The 13,234-nt window shown below is 69.5% G+C and carries 12 protein-coding genes; 6 read left to right on the forward strand and 6 right to left on the reverse strand.

What is annotated here, in order from left to right:
- Window positions 1–12 precede the first annotated feature (12 nt).
- The 3 genes from AB0B64_RS24860 to AB0B64_RS24870 all read left to right on the forward strand — a co-directional run bounded on the left by AB0B64_RS24860 (window position 13) and on the right by AB0B64_RS24870 (window position 4,709).
- Window positions 13–966 (forward strand): AraC family transcriptional regulator, encoded by a 954-nt coding sequence (locus AB0B64_RS24860; RefSeq protein WP_358179887.1) that lies wholly within the window; start codon window positions 13–15, stop codon window positions 964–966.
- 90 nt (window positions 967–1,056) lie between these two features.
- Window positions 1,057–3,078, forward strand: coding sequence for a hydantoinase/oxoprolinase family protein (locus AB0B64_RS24865; protein WP_358179890.1), 2,022 nt, complete (start codon window positions 1,057–1,059; stop codon window positions 3,076–3,078).
- Entirely contained in the window at window positions 3,075–4,709 is a 1,635-nt protein-coding gene (locus tag AB0B64_RS24870; protein WP_358179893.1) for a hydantoinase B/oxoprolinase family protein, read from the forward strand. The genes AB0B64_RS24865 and AB0B64_RS24870 overlap by 4 nt, the downstream gene beginning before the upstream one ends.
- On the opposite strand, the gene AB0B64_RS24875 is transcribed toward AB0B64_RS24870, so the two are convergent.
- From AB0B64_RS24875 to AB0B64_RS24900, 6 genes are all read right to left on the reverse strand, one after another.
- Window positions 4,706–5,335, reverse strand: coding sequence for a GNAT family protein (locus AB0B64_RS24875; RefSeq protein WP_357949170.1), 630 nt, complete (start codon window positions 5,333–5,335; stop codon window positions 4,706–4,708). The genes AB0B64_RS24870 and AB0B64_RS24875 overlap by 4 nt on opposite strands.
- A gap of 42 nt (window positions 5,336–5,377) precedes the next feature.
- Window positions 5,378–6,814, reverse strand: a complete 1,437-nt coding sequence (locus AB0B64_RS24880; RefSeq protein ID WP_357949173.1) for an FAD-binding oxidoreductase — start codon at window positions 6,812–6,814, stop codon at window positions 5,378–5,380.
- A 173-nt stretch (window positions 6,815–6,987) separates the two neighbouring features.
- Entirely contained in the window at window positions 6,988–8,466 is a 1,479-nt protein-coding gene (locus AB0B64_RS24885; protein ID WP_357949175.1) for a ferredoxin, read from the reverse strand.
- A gap of 55 nt (window positions 8,467–8,521) precedes the next feature.
- Entirely contained in the window at window positions 8,522–9,301 is a 780-nt protein-coding gene (locus AB0B64_RS24890; protein WP_357949178.1) for a hypothetical protein, read from the reverse strand.
- A gap of 54 nt (window positions 9,302–9,355) precedes the next feature.
- Complete coding sequence (locus AB0B64_RS24895) at window positions 9,356–10,807, reverse strand: DUF1996 domain-containing protein (protein ID WP_358179896.1); 1,452 nt, start codon at window positions 10,805–10,807, stop codon at window positions 9,356–9,358.
- 29 nt (window positions 10,808–10,836) lie between these two features.
- Window positions 10,837–11,478 (reverse strand): DUF4142 domain-containing protein, encoded by a 642-nt coding sequence (locus AB0B64_RS24900; protein ID WP_357949186.1) that lies wholly within the window; start codon window positions 11,476–11,478, stop codon window positions 10,837–10,839.
- A 109-nt stretch (window positions 11,479–11,587) separates the two neighbouring features.
- On the opposite strand from AB0B64_RS24900, the gene AB0B64_RS24905 reads away from it, so the two are divergent.
- The 3 genes from AB0B64_RS24905 (at window position 11,588) to AB0B64_RS24915 (ending at window position 13,227) form a co-directional block, all read left to right on the forward strand.
- Complete coding sequence (locus tag AB0B64_RS24905; protein WP_357949189.1) at window positions 11,588–12,142, forward strand: sigma-70 family RNA polymerase sigma factor; 555 nt, start codon at window positions 11,588–11,590, stop codon at window positions 12,140–12,142.
- Window positions 12,142–12,339: a zf-HC2 domain-containing protein gene (locus AB0B64_RS24910; RefSeq protein ID WP_225295840.1), complete on the forward strand. Its 198-nt coding sequence runs from the start codon at window positions 12,142–12,144 to the stop codon at window positions 12,337–12,339. Before AB0B64_RS24905 ends, AB0B64_RS24910 begins: the two co-directional genes overlap by 1 nt.
- Before the next feature lie 84 nt (window positions 12,340–12,423).
- The gene (locus AB0B64_RS24915; RefSeq protein WP_357949193.1) at window positions 12,424–13,227 is read left to right on the forward strand and encodes a tryptophan 2,3-dioxygenase family protein; all 804 of its coding nucleotides are present in this window, start codon (window positions 12,424–12,426) and stop codon (window positions 13,225–13,227) included.
- Window positions 13,228–13,234: the final 7 nt, after the last annotated feature.

Here is a 13,234-nt window from a genome sequence, read left to right on the forward strand (position 1 = left end):
TAGACTTCGACCATGGACGTGCTCAGCGATGTGATCGCCATCATGCGCACCGGACAGCCCCGGTCCGCGCTCGTCGAATGGCACGCCCCCTGGGGCCAGTGGTTCCCCTCGGCTCCCGGCTCGGCGGGCTTCCAGGTGATCATCCAAGGCTCCCCGTGGCTCATCCCGCCGGACGGCGACCCCGTCCAGCTGAGCGTCGGCGACGTGGTCTTCTTCCCGCACGGCCACGGCTACGCGATGGCCGACAGCCCGGCCACCCCGCTGGCCGACCCTGACTGCGACCCGCTGGAGGAGCGGGACCTGTTCGCCTCGGCCTCCATGGAGGGGCCCGGCGCGGCCACGGTCCTGCTCTGCGGCGGCTACCGGCTCGACCCCAGCCGGGCCCATCCGATCCTGCGCGACCTGCCCGACATGGTCCACCTGCCCGCCCGCCTCGGCCACCATCCCGAGCTCCGCGCCGCCGTCGACCTGCTGGGCAGCGAGATCGGCAGTCCGCGCCTGGGCGCCGACACCGTCGTCACCTCACTGCTCGACATGCTGCTGCTGTACATCCTGCGCGCCTGGCTCGACACCGAGCCCGGACAGTGCGAGGTCGGCGGCTGGGCCACCGCCCTGGCCGACCCCTCGATCAGCGTGGCGCTCAACGCGATCCACCGCGATCCCGCGCATCCCTGGACGGTCGAGACGCTCGGCGGCAAGGCCGGGCTCTCCCGCGCGGCCTTCTCCCGCCGCTTCACCAGCTTGATCGGCCAGCCGCCGCTCAGCTACGTCACGTGGTGGCGCCTGGCCACGGCCGCCCGCCTGCTCCGCGAGTCGGAGGACTCACTGAGCGAGATCTCCGCGCGCGTCGGCTACACCTCCGAGTTCGCCTTCGCCAACGCCTTCAAGCGCGAGTACGGCACCGCGCCCGGCAGATACCGCCGCCACGCCTGCCCGCCACCCGCGTCTGTCGGGGTGGCGCCTTAGCCCGCGAAGGGGTGCGTCACGCATGAAGCAGGCGCGAAAGCCGTGCACCCGGCACACCTGCGGACGGCCGGGACCGCATACGGTGCGGCCATGACTTTTCGCGTCGCCATGGACATCGGCGGTACCTTCACCGACGTGGTCTGCTACGACGAGCAGACCAGTGCCGTGCTGGCCTCGAAGGCGCCGACCACCCCCGGAGATCTCGCCGAGGGCGTCTTCGCCGCGCTCGGCCGCGTGGTCGACGACCCGACCCTCATCTCCTTCTTCGTGCACGGCACCACCCAGGGTCTCAACGCCCTGCTCGAACGCAAGGGCGCCAAGGTCCTGCTGCTGACCAGCGCCGGCGCGCGCGACGTCTACCAGATCGCCCGCGGCAACCGCGACCGCATGTTCGACCTGCGCTACCGCAAACCGACGCCGTTGGTGCCCCGTGCCGACGTCATGGAGGCGGCGGGCCGGCTCGACTGGCGCGGCGCGGAGCTCCAGCCGCTCGACGAGCAGGCCGTACGACGGGCCGCCCACCGCGCGAAGGCCGAGGGCTTCGACGCCGTCGCGGTCACGCTGCTGTTCTCCTTCGCCAACCCGGCCCACGAGCTCCGCGCGGGCGAGATCCTCAGGCAGGAGCTCGGCGACGACGTCCTGATCGTGCTCAGCCACGAGGTGGCCAGGGAGTGGCGCGAGTACGAGCGCACCTCCTCCGCCGTTCTCGAGGCCTACGCCGGACCGGTCGTGCGCAGCTACCTGTCGCGGATCGAGCGGCGCTTCGCCGAGCGCGGCCTGGCCGTGCCCGTACACGTGATGCAGTCCTCCGGCGGCCTGGTCAACGCGGGTTTCGCGATGCGGCGGCCCCTGCAGACGCTGCTGTCTGGCCCCGTCGGCGGCACGATGGGCGGGGTCGCCGCGGCCCGCCTGCTCGGCCGCGAGAACGCCATCTGCGTGGACATGGGCGGCACCTCCTTCGACGTCTCCCTCGTCGTCAACGGCCGCCCGGACATCAGCGCCGAGGCGCACATCGAGGGCTTCCCCGTCCTGATGCCGATCGTGAACCTGCACACCATCGGCGCGGGCGGCGGCTCCATCGCCTACGCCGAGGCGGGCGCGCTGCGCGTCGGCCCCGAGTCGGCGGGGGCCGTGCCGGGGCCCGCCTGTTACGGCAGAGGCGGCGACCGGCCGACCGTGACCGACGCCAACGTCGTGCTGGGCCGCGTCGACCCCGCCTGGTTCGCCGGCGGTCTGATGGAGCTGGACGTCGAGGCGGCGGGGACGGCCGTCGCCACGCTCGCCGAGACCCTCGACATGGATCCGCTCCAGCTGGCCGAGGGCATCTGCGACGTCGCCAACGCCAAGATGGCCCAGGCCATCCGTACGCTCACGGTCGAGCACGGCGTGGAGCCGCGCGAGTTCGCCCTGGTCGCCTTCGGCGGCGCGGGCGCCATGCACGCCGTCTTCATCGCCCGCGAGCTCGGCATCGGCGAGGTGGTCGTGCCGCGCTTCCCCGGCGCCTTCTCCGCGTGGGGGATGCTGGAGGCCGACGTACGGCGCGACCTCACCCATCCGTACTTCCGCGCGCAGGACGACCTCGACGGCGAGCACCTGGCGGCGCGGCTGGCCGAGCTCGAACGCGACGCCATGGCCGCGCTCGACAGCCAGGGCGTCCCCCTCGACCGGCGGCGGGTCGAGCACGCACTGGACATGCGTTACGAGGGACAGGACTACACGCTCACGATCCCGCTCCTGGACGCCACAGAGCCCGCTGCGCCCGGCTTCCTCCAGGCCATCGCGCGGCGCTACGCCGAGGCCCACACCAGCAGATATGGCCATGCCACGCCCGAGGCGCCGGTCGAGTTCGTCATGCTGCGCAGCACCGGCTTCGGCACCTTCCCCAAGGCCGCCACCGCGGCTCCGGTACGCGAGACGCACCCGCCCGCCGTACGCGATGTGATCTTCGACGGGCAGGTGCACCGCACCGCCGTCCTGCGCAGAAGCGCCCTGGACGGCGAGGTTGAGGGGCCCGCCATCGTGGTGGAGGAGACGGCCACCACCGTCATCCCGCCCGGCTGCCTGGCCACCGTCGACGCCAACGGCTTCCTGATCATCAAGGTGACCTCATGATCGACCCCGTGACCACAGAGATCATCCGCTGCGCGCTCCTCCAGGCGGCGGAAGACATGAACACCACCCTCATCCGCTCCTCCTACACGCCGGTCATCTACGAGGCCAAGGACTGCGCCGTCGCGCTCATGGACCGCGACCACAACGTTCTCGGCCAGTCGAGCGGCCTGCCGATCTTCCTCGGCAACCTGGAGGTCTGCACCCGCGAGACCGAGCGGATGTTCGGCCGTGACGTCTGGCAGGAGGGCGACGTCTGGGTGCTCAACGACTCCTACATCGGCGGCACGCACCTCAACGACGTCACGGTCTACGGCCCGATCTTCGTCGGCGGCGAGCTCGTGGGGTTCGCCGCCTCGCGCGCCCACTGGCTCGACATGGGCTCCAAGGACCCCGGCGGCTCCATGGACTCCACCTCGATCTTCCAGGAGGGCCTGCGCATGGGCCCGATGAAGGTCTACGAGAACGGCGCGCCCTGCCGCGACCTGCACGAGGTCATCGCCCGGAACGTCCGCTTCCCCCACGCCACGCTCGGCGACATGCGTGCCCAGGTCGCCTGCGCGATGACCGGACAGCGCCGCCTGGCCGAGATCGTCGGGCGCTGGGGCGTGGCGACCGTGATGGCCGCCCGTGACGAGATCTTCGCCCAGACCGAGCGCCTCGAACTCCAGGCCGTCGCCGCCATCCCCGACGGCACCTACACCGCCGGCGGGTTCCTCGACAACGACGGCATCGACCTGGCCACCCCGCTGCCGGTCAACGTCACCGTGACCGTCGAGGGAGAGCGCGTCCACGTCGACCTCACCGACTGCGCCGACCAGGCGACCGGGCCGGTCAACTGCGGAGCGGCCCAGGCGGTCGCCGCCGTCCGCGTCGCGTACAAGCTGCTCATCAGCGCCGACGTGCCGCTCAACGGCGGCTCGTTCCGTCCCCTCGACGTGGCCACCAGGCCGGGCTCCATGCTGGCGGCCCAGTCGCCCGCCGCCTGCCAGTACTACTACTCCCACCTCGGCCTGCTCATCGACCTCGTCGTCAAGGCGCTGGCCCCGGTCGTGCCCGGCAAAGCCGCCGCGGCCTCCTACGGCGACTCCCTCATCGTCCAGTTCACCGGCACCGACCCGCGTACCGGCAAGCTGTACGTCTCGCAGGAGGCCACCGTCGGCGGCTGGGGCGCCTGGGAGGGTGGCGACGGCGAGACCTGCCTGATCAACAACGTGAACGGGTCGCTGCGCGACATGCCGATCGAGGTGCTCGAAACGCTCTTCCCGGTCCGCGTCACCCGCTACGAGGTCCGCCCCAACACCGGCGGCCAGGGACAGTGGCGCGGGGGCAACGGCGTGGTCCGCGAGTACGAGTTCATCGGCGACACCTCGTTGTCGCTGTGGTTCGAGCGCTCGGTCACTCCCGCGTGGGGTCTGGCCGGGGGCGCGGCCGGCGCGCCGCCGCGCGTCACGCTCAACCCCGGCACGCCGCGGCAGCGCGAGATGCTCAAGGTCAACGCGCTGCCGGTCAGTGCGGGGGACGTGCTGCGCTGCGAGTCGGGAGGCGGCGGTGGGTACGGGCAGGCGGACCTGCGCGATCCCGAGGCCGTCGCGGACGACCTCACCCAGGGAATGGTCACCGGCCCTTGCTAGAGACCGAAGAGGGGTAGGCAGGGGTCCAGGTTGTGGATTTCGATGCCGTTCATCGGCTTCCAGTCGGACCGGGGTAGGCGGAAGCGGCGGCCCGTTGCCACTGTGCCCTTGCGGTTGTGCAGGATGATGCCGTCCTCGTGGTAGCCGAGGCGGCGTGTCACCGCGAGTGAGGCGTGGTTGTCGTGGAAGGCCTCCGTCGTCGCGTACTCGGCGCCCAAACCCTCGAAGGCCAGGTGGAGTACGGCCGCGCGCATCTCCCTGCCGATGCCCCTGCCCTGGAAGCGTTTGCCGAGCCACGAGCCCGTGCCGGCCTCCCGCGTGACCAGGAAGTCGGAGGCCATCAGTGCCTGCACGCCGACCACCTGGCCCTCCGAGACCACCGCGAACTCCAGCGTCCACTTCTCCCGGCTGAACTCGGCCCAGGTGCGGAAGTGGTAGCGGACGGTGGCCTTGGCCCGCTCCTGCGGCTCGGCGTCGGACCACGGGAACAGGAACGGCATGTAGCCCGGCTCGTGTACGCCTTCGGCCGCTCGGTCTCCGAGCTCGTCGAGGTCCGCGAGCGACGGTATGCGGAGTTCGAGACGGGGGGTGGTCACGGATAGCCCGAAGAGCGGCCAGTTGCGCATGTTACCGATCTTCCCAGCTCACGGCCCGGTCCGGCGACCGATTTACACACCTTGGGGCAGGTGGAAGACCCGGCCGGGATCGTAGGCGGCCTTCACGGCGGCCAGGCGTGGCGCGTTGGCTCCGTAGTAGGCGGTCCGCCAGTCGGTCAGGTCCGGGTCGATGTAGTTCACGTACGCGTGATCGCCCAGATACGCCCGCATGTCGCCGTGGATGCCGCGCAGCCAGGCCCGGCCGGTGCCTTTCGAGTAGTACTGGACGCCGAACAGCGCCGCCCGGTGCGGGAAGGCGGTGGCGTCCGGGCGGACCCGGGCGACCGCGCCGCCCAGCGCGTCCAGTTGTACGGTGTGCTCTCCCGCTCGGGCCACCCCGGCGACCAGCGCCCTGATCCCGGCCGCCGACAGCTTCTGGTAGGCCAGATGCGACTTGGCGGCGAAGGTGTCCCTGCTGAGGCGGCCCGCGGCGGTCTGGCCAGGTAGGTGGCACTGCGCGACCGAGAGTGAGGAGCAGCCCGCCATGACCATCATGGCGTGCGTGTAGGACGTCGTGGAGGCGTAGCGGGAGGAGGGGCGGCCGATCTGGGCGACGAGTGGCGCCAGGAGGCGGTCGAGCGCCGCCTTCCCGCCCAGGTACGTACCGCCGATCTGCACGTCCAGCCCGTTGTTCCGAGTCAGGTGCAGCGTGGACCACAGCTCGTCCGGCGCGGTGGGCGCCCAGGACTGCCAGGCCTTGACCGCCGCCTCGGCCTTGGCCCACGGCCAGTGCAGGAAGAACACGGTGGTGTCGCGGGTCTTGTGCGTGCGGAAGGTGAAGGACACCGCCACGCCGAAGTTCCCGCCGCCACCGCCCCTGCACGCCCAGTAGAGGTCGGGGTGGTGGTCGGCGTCGCAGGTCAGGAGGCGGCCGTCGGCCGTGACGATCCGTACGGACTCGAGCGTGTCGCAGGTCAGGCCGTACTTCCTGGAGACCACGCCGATCCCGCCGCCCAGCGCCAGGCCACTCACTCCGACCGTGGGGCACGAACCGGCGGGGATGCTCACGCCGGCGCGGCCCAGCTTGTCGTAGACGTCGACCAGCTTGGCCCCGGCGCCCACGGTGGCGCGGCCGGCGGCGTGACTGACGGAGTTCATCCGGGAGACGTCGATCACCAGGCCGGTGCCGGTGGACCAGCCCGCGTAGGAGTGGCCGCCCGAGCGGGCGGTGACGGGCAGGCGGTTCGCGCGGACGAAGGACAGGCACGCGGAGACATCCGCGGGGGTCGCGCAATAGGCGACGCCGCCCGGCCTGATGCTGTCGAAGGCGGGATTGAACAGCCGCCGCGCCGCGCCGTACCCCGCGTCGGCCGGCAGGACGAGCCTGCCGGTGAGGCGGCGGCGTAACCCCGGCCAGTCGGGGGCGGAGGAGGCGAGCGCGGGCGGTACGGAGACCAGCCCCAGTACCGGTGCCAGCGTGGCGGCGCGGAGGAAGTCGCGGCGGTCCATGGTCGTCTCCTGGTGATCGTGGTGAACCGATCGGTGAGACGACCCCGGAAGCCGCCAGGTTGGTCACAAATGCGTAACCAGGCAAGCCCGGTGCCGGTGCCGGAGGGGCCCGGTCAGTACGAGAGGAGCCCGGTCCGTCCGCCTGAGCGCGCTCAGGCGGACGGACCGGGGGATTAACCCGCCGCCCGTACCGCTATGGACTCATTGAGGCGCAGGGCCAGCGCGGGGCACATGTCGACGGCCCGACGCGCCTCCTTCGCCATCCAGCCCGGCACGGTCTTGAAGGACGGGAAGCCGTATTCGTCCAGTTCCACGAATTCCGGCAGCAGGTGCGCGCACAGGCCGTGGCCCTCGCAACGGGTCCAGTCCACGTCCAGGCGGTACTCGGGCTCGTCCTCGTGCTCCGGGAGAGGCAGCACGCCGCGGACCGGCCGGCCGCAGGAGCCGTACTCCAGGTGAAGGGCGATGTCGCTCTCGAAGGCGTCCAGGGAGGAGAGGACGAACCTGGCGGTGCCGTCGGGGTGGAAGCAGGCGCCTCTTCGCTCGACGGCGCGTACGGTGCGGCGCACCGCGTCCGTGGACCCGGTGCCCTCGACCAGCGCGAGCAGGGCCCGGGCCACGTCGGGCAGCCCGAGGCGGCAGGGGCCGCACTGGCCCGAGGACTGGGCGGCGAGGTAGGCCGCCACCCGGGTGGTCTCGCCGAGTGGGCAGGTCGAGTCGCCGAGCGGGACGATGATCCCGGCACCCAGCTCGCTGCCCATCTTCTTCATGCCTTCGCGCGAGATCACCGCGGAGAGGGCGTTCTCGTAGCTCATCCAGGCGCCGTGGTAGCCGCCCATGAGGACGCCGTCGCCGATCTCCGCCTCGCACAGGTCGAGGACGTCGATCAGCGGGGTGCCCGTGGGCGCCTCCACGACGGCGGGGTTGGTGGCGCCGCCGCTCACGCTGAGCAGGACGGTGCCGGGTTCCTTGGCGGTGCCGTACTCGGCGTACCCTTCGGGGCCGAACTCGGCGAGCAGGGCGAGCTGGGCGAAGGTCTCCGTGTTCGACAGCAGCGTGGGCAGGCCGTCCACGCCGCTCTCGGCGGCGCGCTTCTTGCGGCCGTTGGGGATGGCCACGTCGCCGTTCACGCCGCGTACCAGCGCGCCGCCCTCGCCCGAGATGAACCGCTCCTCCAGGCCGACCACCCGGATCTTCACGTGGCTCTCCTGGCCGCCCGCCACATTGGCGGCGCGGCGCTCGGCCACGGCCGCGGAGACCGATGACTCGGCCACCTCGCCGCCGGATCCGATCGCCACGACGACCTCGCGCGCGTGCAGGGCCTCGGCGGCGAGGACCGCTCCGTCGAGCACGAGGTGCGGGTTGCGGATGAGCATCATGGTGTCCTTGAAGCTGGCCGGCTCGCCCTCCGAGCCGTTGACCAGCACGACACTCTCGCGTGCCCCGGCGGCGTCGGCGACGGCGCGCAGCTTGCGGCCGACGGGGAACGCCGCTCCGCCTCGGCCGCGCATGTCGACCTCGTTCACCTGGGCGATCAGCGTCTCGATATCGCGCAACACCGGCTCGCCGTGAAGCGTCCGGTGCGCCGGCAGATCGATCCGCCTGGTGTGCTCCAGCCCGGCGGTCAGCCGGGCCGGGCCCACGCGTAACACGCGTGGGACTCTATGCGGGATCACTCTGGCGCCTCCTGGGCATTCCTGTGCGGTCTCATCCCGCCTCCCGGTACTTCCTGCGCGCCGCGTCGAGGCTAACCGGCGCGTTGACGTCCACCGGCCGCTCGACCGGTGAGGTGTCGACCTCCATCGTCTTCACCCATTCCGGCTGGAGAGCCGGCCTGAGCGTGGTGGCGAGCACTCGGACGAGCAACGCCCCACCGACCGCCGCGAGGCAGGCGATGTAGGACCACGCCACCCAAGGCGCCGGAGGACGGCCCGCGGTCAGGCCATGCATGATGGCCACGGGCCAGGACAGGTACGCGGTGGCGTGGAGCGTCCGCCATATCCATGGCTTGGCCGTCACCGCGAACCGTCCTCGGACCATTCCCGACACAACGATGATCACCATCATGTCGAAGGCTACAGCGCCGAATCCCACATAGATACCGGCAATTGGGACCACTGTCGCGGCCAGTGGGGCATGCCCCAGACTGACCATGAGGGTGATGTGCGTGACCAGGTAGGCCATCCCGATCATCGCTGTGGCCCGGTGTGCCAGCTGTGCCCTGACCCTGTTGGACGGGGACAGGAAGACGCGTTCGGTGGTGAGCAGGCCGAGCCCGACCGTCGCACTCAGCAGCACCAGGGCGAACACGCCCGCGTAGAACTCGAGGAAAGCCACCCCTTGGCCGAGCACTGAGATCCCGCTGTCGGTCCTGGTCAGGGCGAACCCCGCCAGAACCAGCGCGGCCAGCACGGCGCTTACCCCGAACCGGACCCACCTGGAGTCCAGCTTGCTCGGAGCATGCCGGGGCAGTCTTCTGTGGAGCATCGATTCCCTCCATGGTCGTCGATTGAGGGTGCGACTCGGGAGGGCCGATCTACGTCAGCAACGACGTCCGCGGTTGATGCAGCTGACCACGAAGTTCATGAGCTGGTCAGACATCACGTTGGCGAAGTCTGCGTGATCGGTCACCGGATTGTGCTTCTGCTCAGGGAACGCGTCCACGGCGAAGGACGGTCCCTGTGGAACCGAGTACGTGAGGGACATACGCAGCTGTGGGACGGCCTTCGTTCCCTGCGGGCAGGCGCCACCCTGGCCCGGGAACACTATGTGCGTGCGGTGGTTGGCGCTGTCGGTGTTCTGTCCATCCCAGCAGCTTGGGAAATCTAGAATACGGACGACTTGGCTGCCGCGTGGGCAGAGTGGATATTTGTTATTAGTGATGCGGTTCTGGAAGCCGGTACACGTCCACGCGGCCTTCGCGTTCGCTCCGCCGTTCGTGGCCGCCTTCGCGTCACCGGTGATGATCCTCAGGAACCTCGGCATCGCGACCACCCTGGACGTGGCGTTGCCGCGGAACTGGAGGGTCACCTGGCGGGCCCGCAGGACCTGGCCGACGTTGCCGTCCTGGTCGTTGGTGTTGACGTCCACCTTGCGGTCGCGGAGCACTGGCCAGAAGTAGGCCGACTTGTCGCCGAACCGGCAGGTGGTGCCTCCCGCGGCGAGACTCTGGTCCGTCGAGAACCCGTCCGTCGTCAGGTTGCCCACGTAGTCGTGCAGGTGGTGAGCGCCGTTGCTCACGCCCGGAGCGACGATGAAGTTGTCAGGGTTGTTGTGCTTGTTGCCGTTCGTCCCACATGCGGAGACGAAGGTGCCCCTGGAGCCGTTCCTACCGAACTGGGGGTTGGCGAGCTGGCCGCGGCCGACCTGGCGGATGTCGACGAAGTCCTCGACGAACGGGCCGAGGTCGGCGCACTCGCCCTCGTCGTGGTCGCTCTCGGTGGGGGAGGGGGACGCGGACGGGCTCTTCGTCGGGTTCTGGTTGTTGTTGTTGCCCCGGCGGCGGAACTGCTGCTGCTGACCCTGGTCCTGTTGCTGCTGCTGGCCCTGGTCCTGCTGACCTTGCTGGTCCTGCTGCTGATCCTGGTTGTTGTTGTTCTGGTCCTGGTTGTTGTTCTGCTGGTCCTGGCCGTTGCCGGTGTCCTGCGGCTCCGGGGTCGGCGCGGCCAAGAGGGCTCCGCCGCCTTGCTGCTGCTGTTGCTGACCCTGGTCCTGCTGCTGGCCCTGCTGGTCCTGTTGCTGTTGCTGACCCTGGTCCTGCTGACCCTGCTGGTCCTGTTGCTGCTGATCCTGGTTGTTGTCCTGCTGCTGGCCCTGGTCCTGCTGCTGTTGCTGGTCCTGGTTGTCCGGGGCCTGCTGCTGTCGCCTTTGTTGCGTCGGTGATTGAGACGGCTTGCCCTGCTGTGCCGGATCGCAATGGTCCGCAAGCGCCGGACCGACGCCGATCACGGCCGCGGACACCAGGCCGCTGGCCATCACGGCCAGGGCGGACACGGCCGCGGCCGTGCGTCTGGATCTCCTCATTACTGTCTCCTCGTATCGACCGCCGTTGCGACGGGTGGAACCGGTGAGGGCGTGGGGGGCTCGGGAAGGTCGCCGAAGTCGACCAGGCCAGTGCCTTCCAGCAGCGTCATGTGCTTCAGCACCACCGTGTTGGCGGTGTTGGCGAACTTCCTGATCTCGGTGTTGCGAGTCCCCGCCCGCACATCTGCCACGACGGCGAAGACCTTGCCGTGCGCGGCTCGCAACAGGTTGGCGAAGTCCTTGTCGAAGGCGGGACCCTTCTCCGCGGACAGCTGGGCCATCCAGCTCTGCTGATCGGCATTGGCCACGTCTGGGATGGGCACGCCGAGTTTCGCGGCGAGCGCGCGAGTCGCCTCGTCCAGCTTCGTGTGATCTTCGACCAGGTGCCTCCCGGTCTCCTTCACGCTCGCTGACTCGGCCCGTGTCTGGGCCCATTGGCCAACAGGAATCTCCCAGAGGCCTGCCTGGCGTACTCTGACTAGCAGGTCGCGGTCTGCCGGCCCGAGAGGACCGGCGGCCGACTGCGTGTACTGAGTGGATCCTGCGGAGCTTCCTGGTGGCAGGACCAGCAGGATCGTGACCGTGGCAGCCACTGCGAAGCCGCCGAACATGAGCAGTTCGCCGCGCAAAAGCCTGTGCATGATCGGAGGTACGCGGGCCTTCGGGGACCGGTTCACTCAAGGGGTCCAAATAGTCAGAAATGACTGGAGTTATCGGAGTGACTACCGGAGTGATAACGAAGGTGTAAAGATGTGCCCCGTGCTAGGTCATCTCGCCGGCAGGTTAGAGAGTGCGGATGCCGAGGCGGAACACCGCATTGCGGTGCTCTACCAGGAGTTCGGCGGCCCTCTGCTGCGCCACGTACGCAAGTCGACCGGGAACGATCTTCAATGGGCCGAAGACGTCGTTCAAGAGACGATCGTTAGAGCCTGGCGTCACTCGGCAAGACTGCAATGGGAGCCCAGCCTCATCTGGGCATGGCTACTGACAGTGGCCCGCCGTATCGTCATCGACGGTCGCCGGCGTAAGAGTGTTCGGCCTCACGAGGTCGAGCCGCCGGAAGTCGACATGCTGGCGGTGCCTGACGGCTCGGAGCGGGCGCTCTCGGCCATGGTGGTCGCTGACGCGCTGCGGAGCCTGTCGGACGAACACCGGGAAGTCATTGAGCAGACCTACCTTCGGGACCGTACGATAAGTGAAGCGGCGGAGATTCTGGGGATTCCGCCGGGCACGGTGAAGTCCAGGCTCTACTACGGGATCCGGGCTCTCCGTGTGCTTCTGCAGGACAAGGGGGTAGCCGGGTAATGCATGAAGGGGTGGCCGCCTACGTCCTCGGTGTCCTCGACGAAGAGGAACTAGAGGAGTTCGAGCGCCACCTCGACACATGCGCAAGGTGCCAGGCGGAGCTCCAGGACATGGCCGAGATTCCGAGCCGACTCGACGAGCTCAAACACCTGCCCTCAGCTGCTGAGGACGACCCGCCGATGTCGATGTCACGTTGACCTTTTTCCCCTTTTCGGGTGATATCGGTACGGCGAGGCGCATACGCCCGGTCGAGCAGACCGGGCGGCTTGGGGAGGTGTTCGGTGGGCATCGACGGTGATGCGGCCGTTCCTCCCGACAGGCGATTCGGCGAGGAGGGCGGCCGGCTCTCCTATGGCGGCTACCTTCGCCTGCCCGAATTGCTCGACCAGCAACGGCCTCAGTCCGAGGCGCCTGACGAGCTGCTGTTCATCACCATCCACCAGGTCTACGAGCTCTGGTTCAAGCTGCTGCTGCACGAGCTGGAGGCCGGCCGCGAGGCCATGTTCCAGGGCGAGCTCTGGCAGGCCAGGCACGTGTTCAAGCGGGTGCACGCGGTGGAGCGGGTGCTGATCGAGCAGGTCGAGGTGCTGGAGACGATGACGCCCCAGGACTTTCTGGAGTTCCGGGCCAGGCTCGCCCCGGCGAGCGGTTTCCAGTCGGTGCAGTTTCGCGAGCTGGAGTTCCTGTCGGGGCTGAAGGATCCGAGCTACCTCGGCCGGCTCAGGGACGCCGACGACGCCGAGCTCACCAGGCTGCGCCGCCGGCTCGACGAGCCGACACTGTGGGATGCTTATCTCACCGCCCTTTCCCAGCGTGGGCTGCCGGTCTCCGACGACGAGATCATGGGCACGCTGCTGGCCGTGGCGAGGGACCGCGGGTCGCACGACGACCTGTGGCAACTGGCCGAAGATCTGCTGACCCACGACGAGACCGCCGCCCAGTGGCGGACCCGCCACGTGCAGATGGTCGAACGGCAGATCGGCACCAAATCGGGCACCGGCGGCTCGACGGGAGCCCCCTACCTGCGAGGCAGGACCCGCCTGCACTACTTCCCACTGTTGTGGGAACTAAGGGCCTGGCTATGACAAGCCA

This window comes from Nonomuraea sp. NPDC049129 (genome assembly GCF_040648495.1).
Classification (GTDB): domain Bacteria; phylum Actinomycetota; class Actinomycetes; order Streptosporangiales; family Streptosporangiaceae; genus Nonomuraea.

Excerpts from the sequence above, each read along its gene's own strand:
- AB0B64_RS24870 (WP_358179893.1), top strand. The coding sequence starts at position 3,075 with ATGATCGACCCCGTGACCACAGAGATCATCCGCTGCGCGCTCCTCCAG.
- AB0B64_RS24860 (WP_358179887.1), top strand. The coding sequence starts at position 13 with ATGGACGTGCTCAGCGATGTGATCGCCATCATGCGCACCGGACAGCCC.
- AB0B64_RS24890 (WP_357949178.1), bottom strand. The coding sequence starts at position 9,301 with ATGCTCCACAGAAGACTGCCCCGGCATGCTCCGAGCAAGCTGGACTCC.
- AB0B64_RS24900 (WP_357949186.1), bottom strand. The coding sequence starts at position 11,478 with ATGCACAGGCTTTTGCGCGGCGAACTGCTCATGTTCGGCGGCTTCGCA.
- AB0B64_RS24880 (WP_357949173.1), bottom strand. The coding sequence starts at position 6,814 with ATGGACCGCCGCGACTTCCTCCGCGCCGCCACGCTGGCACCGGTACTG.
- AB0B64_RS24910 (WP_225295840.1), top strand. The coding sequence starts at position 12,142 with ATGCATGAAGGGGTGGCCGCCTACGTCCTCGGTGTCCTCGACGAAGAG.
- AB0B64_RS24875 (WP_357949170.1), bottom strand. The coding sequence starts at position 5,335 with ATGCGCAACTGGCCGCTCTTCGGGCTATCCGTGACCACCCCCCGTCTC.
- AB0B64_RS24865 (WP_358179890.1), top strand. The coding sequence starts at position 1,057 with ATGACTTTTCGCGTCGCCATGGACATCGGCGGTACCTTCACCGACGTG.
- AB0B64_RS24905 (WP_357949189.1), top strand. The coding sequence starts at position 11,588 with ATGTGCCCCGTGCTAGGTCATCTCGCCGGCAGGTTAGAGAGTGCGGAT.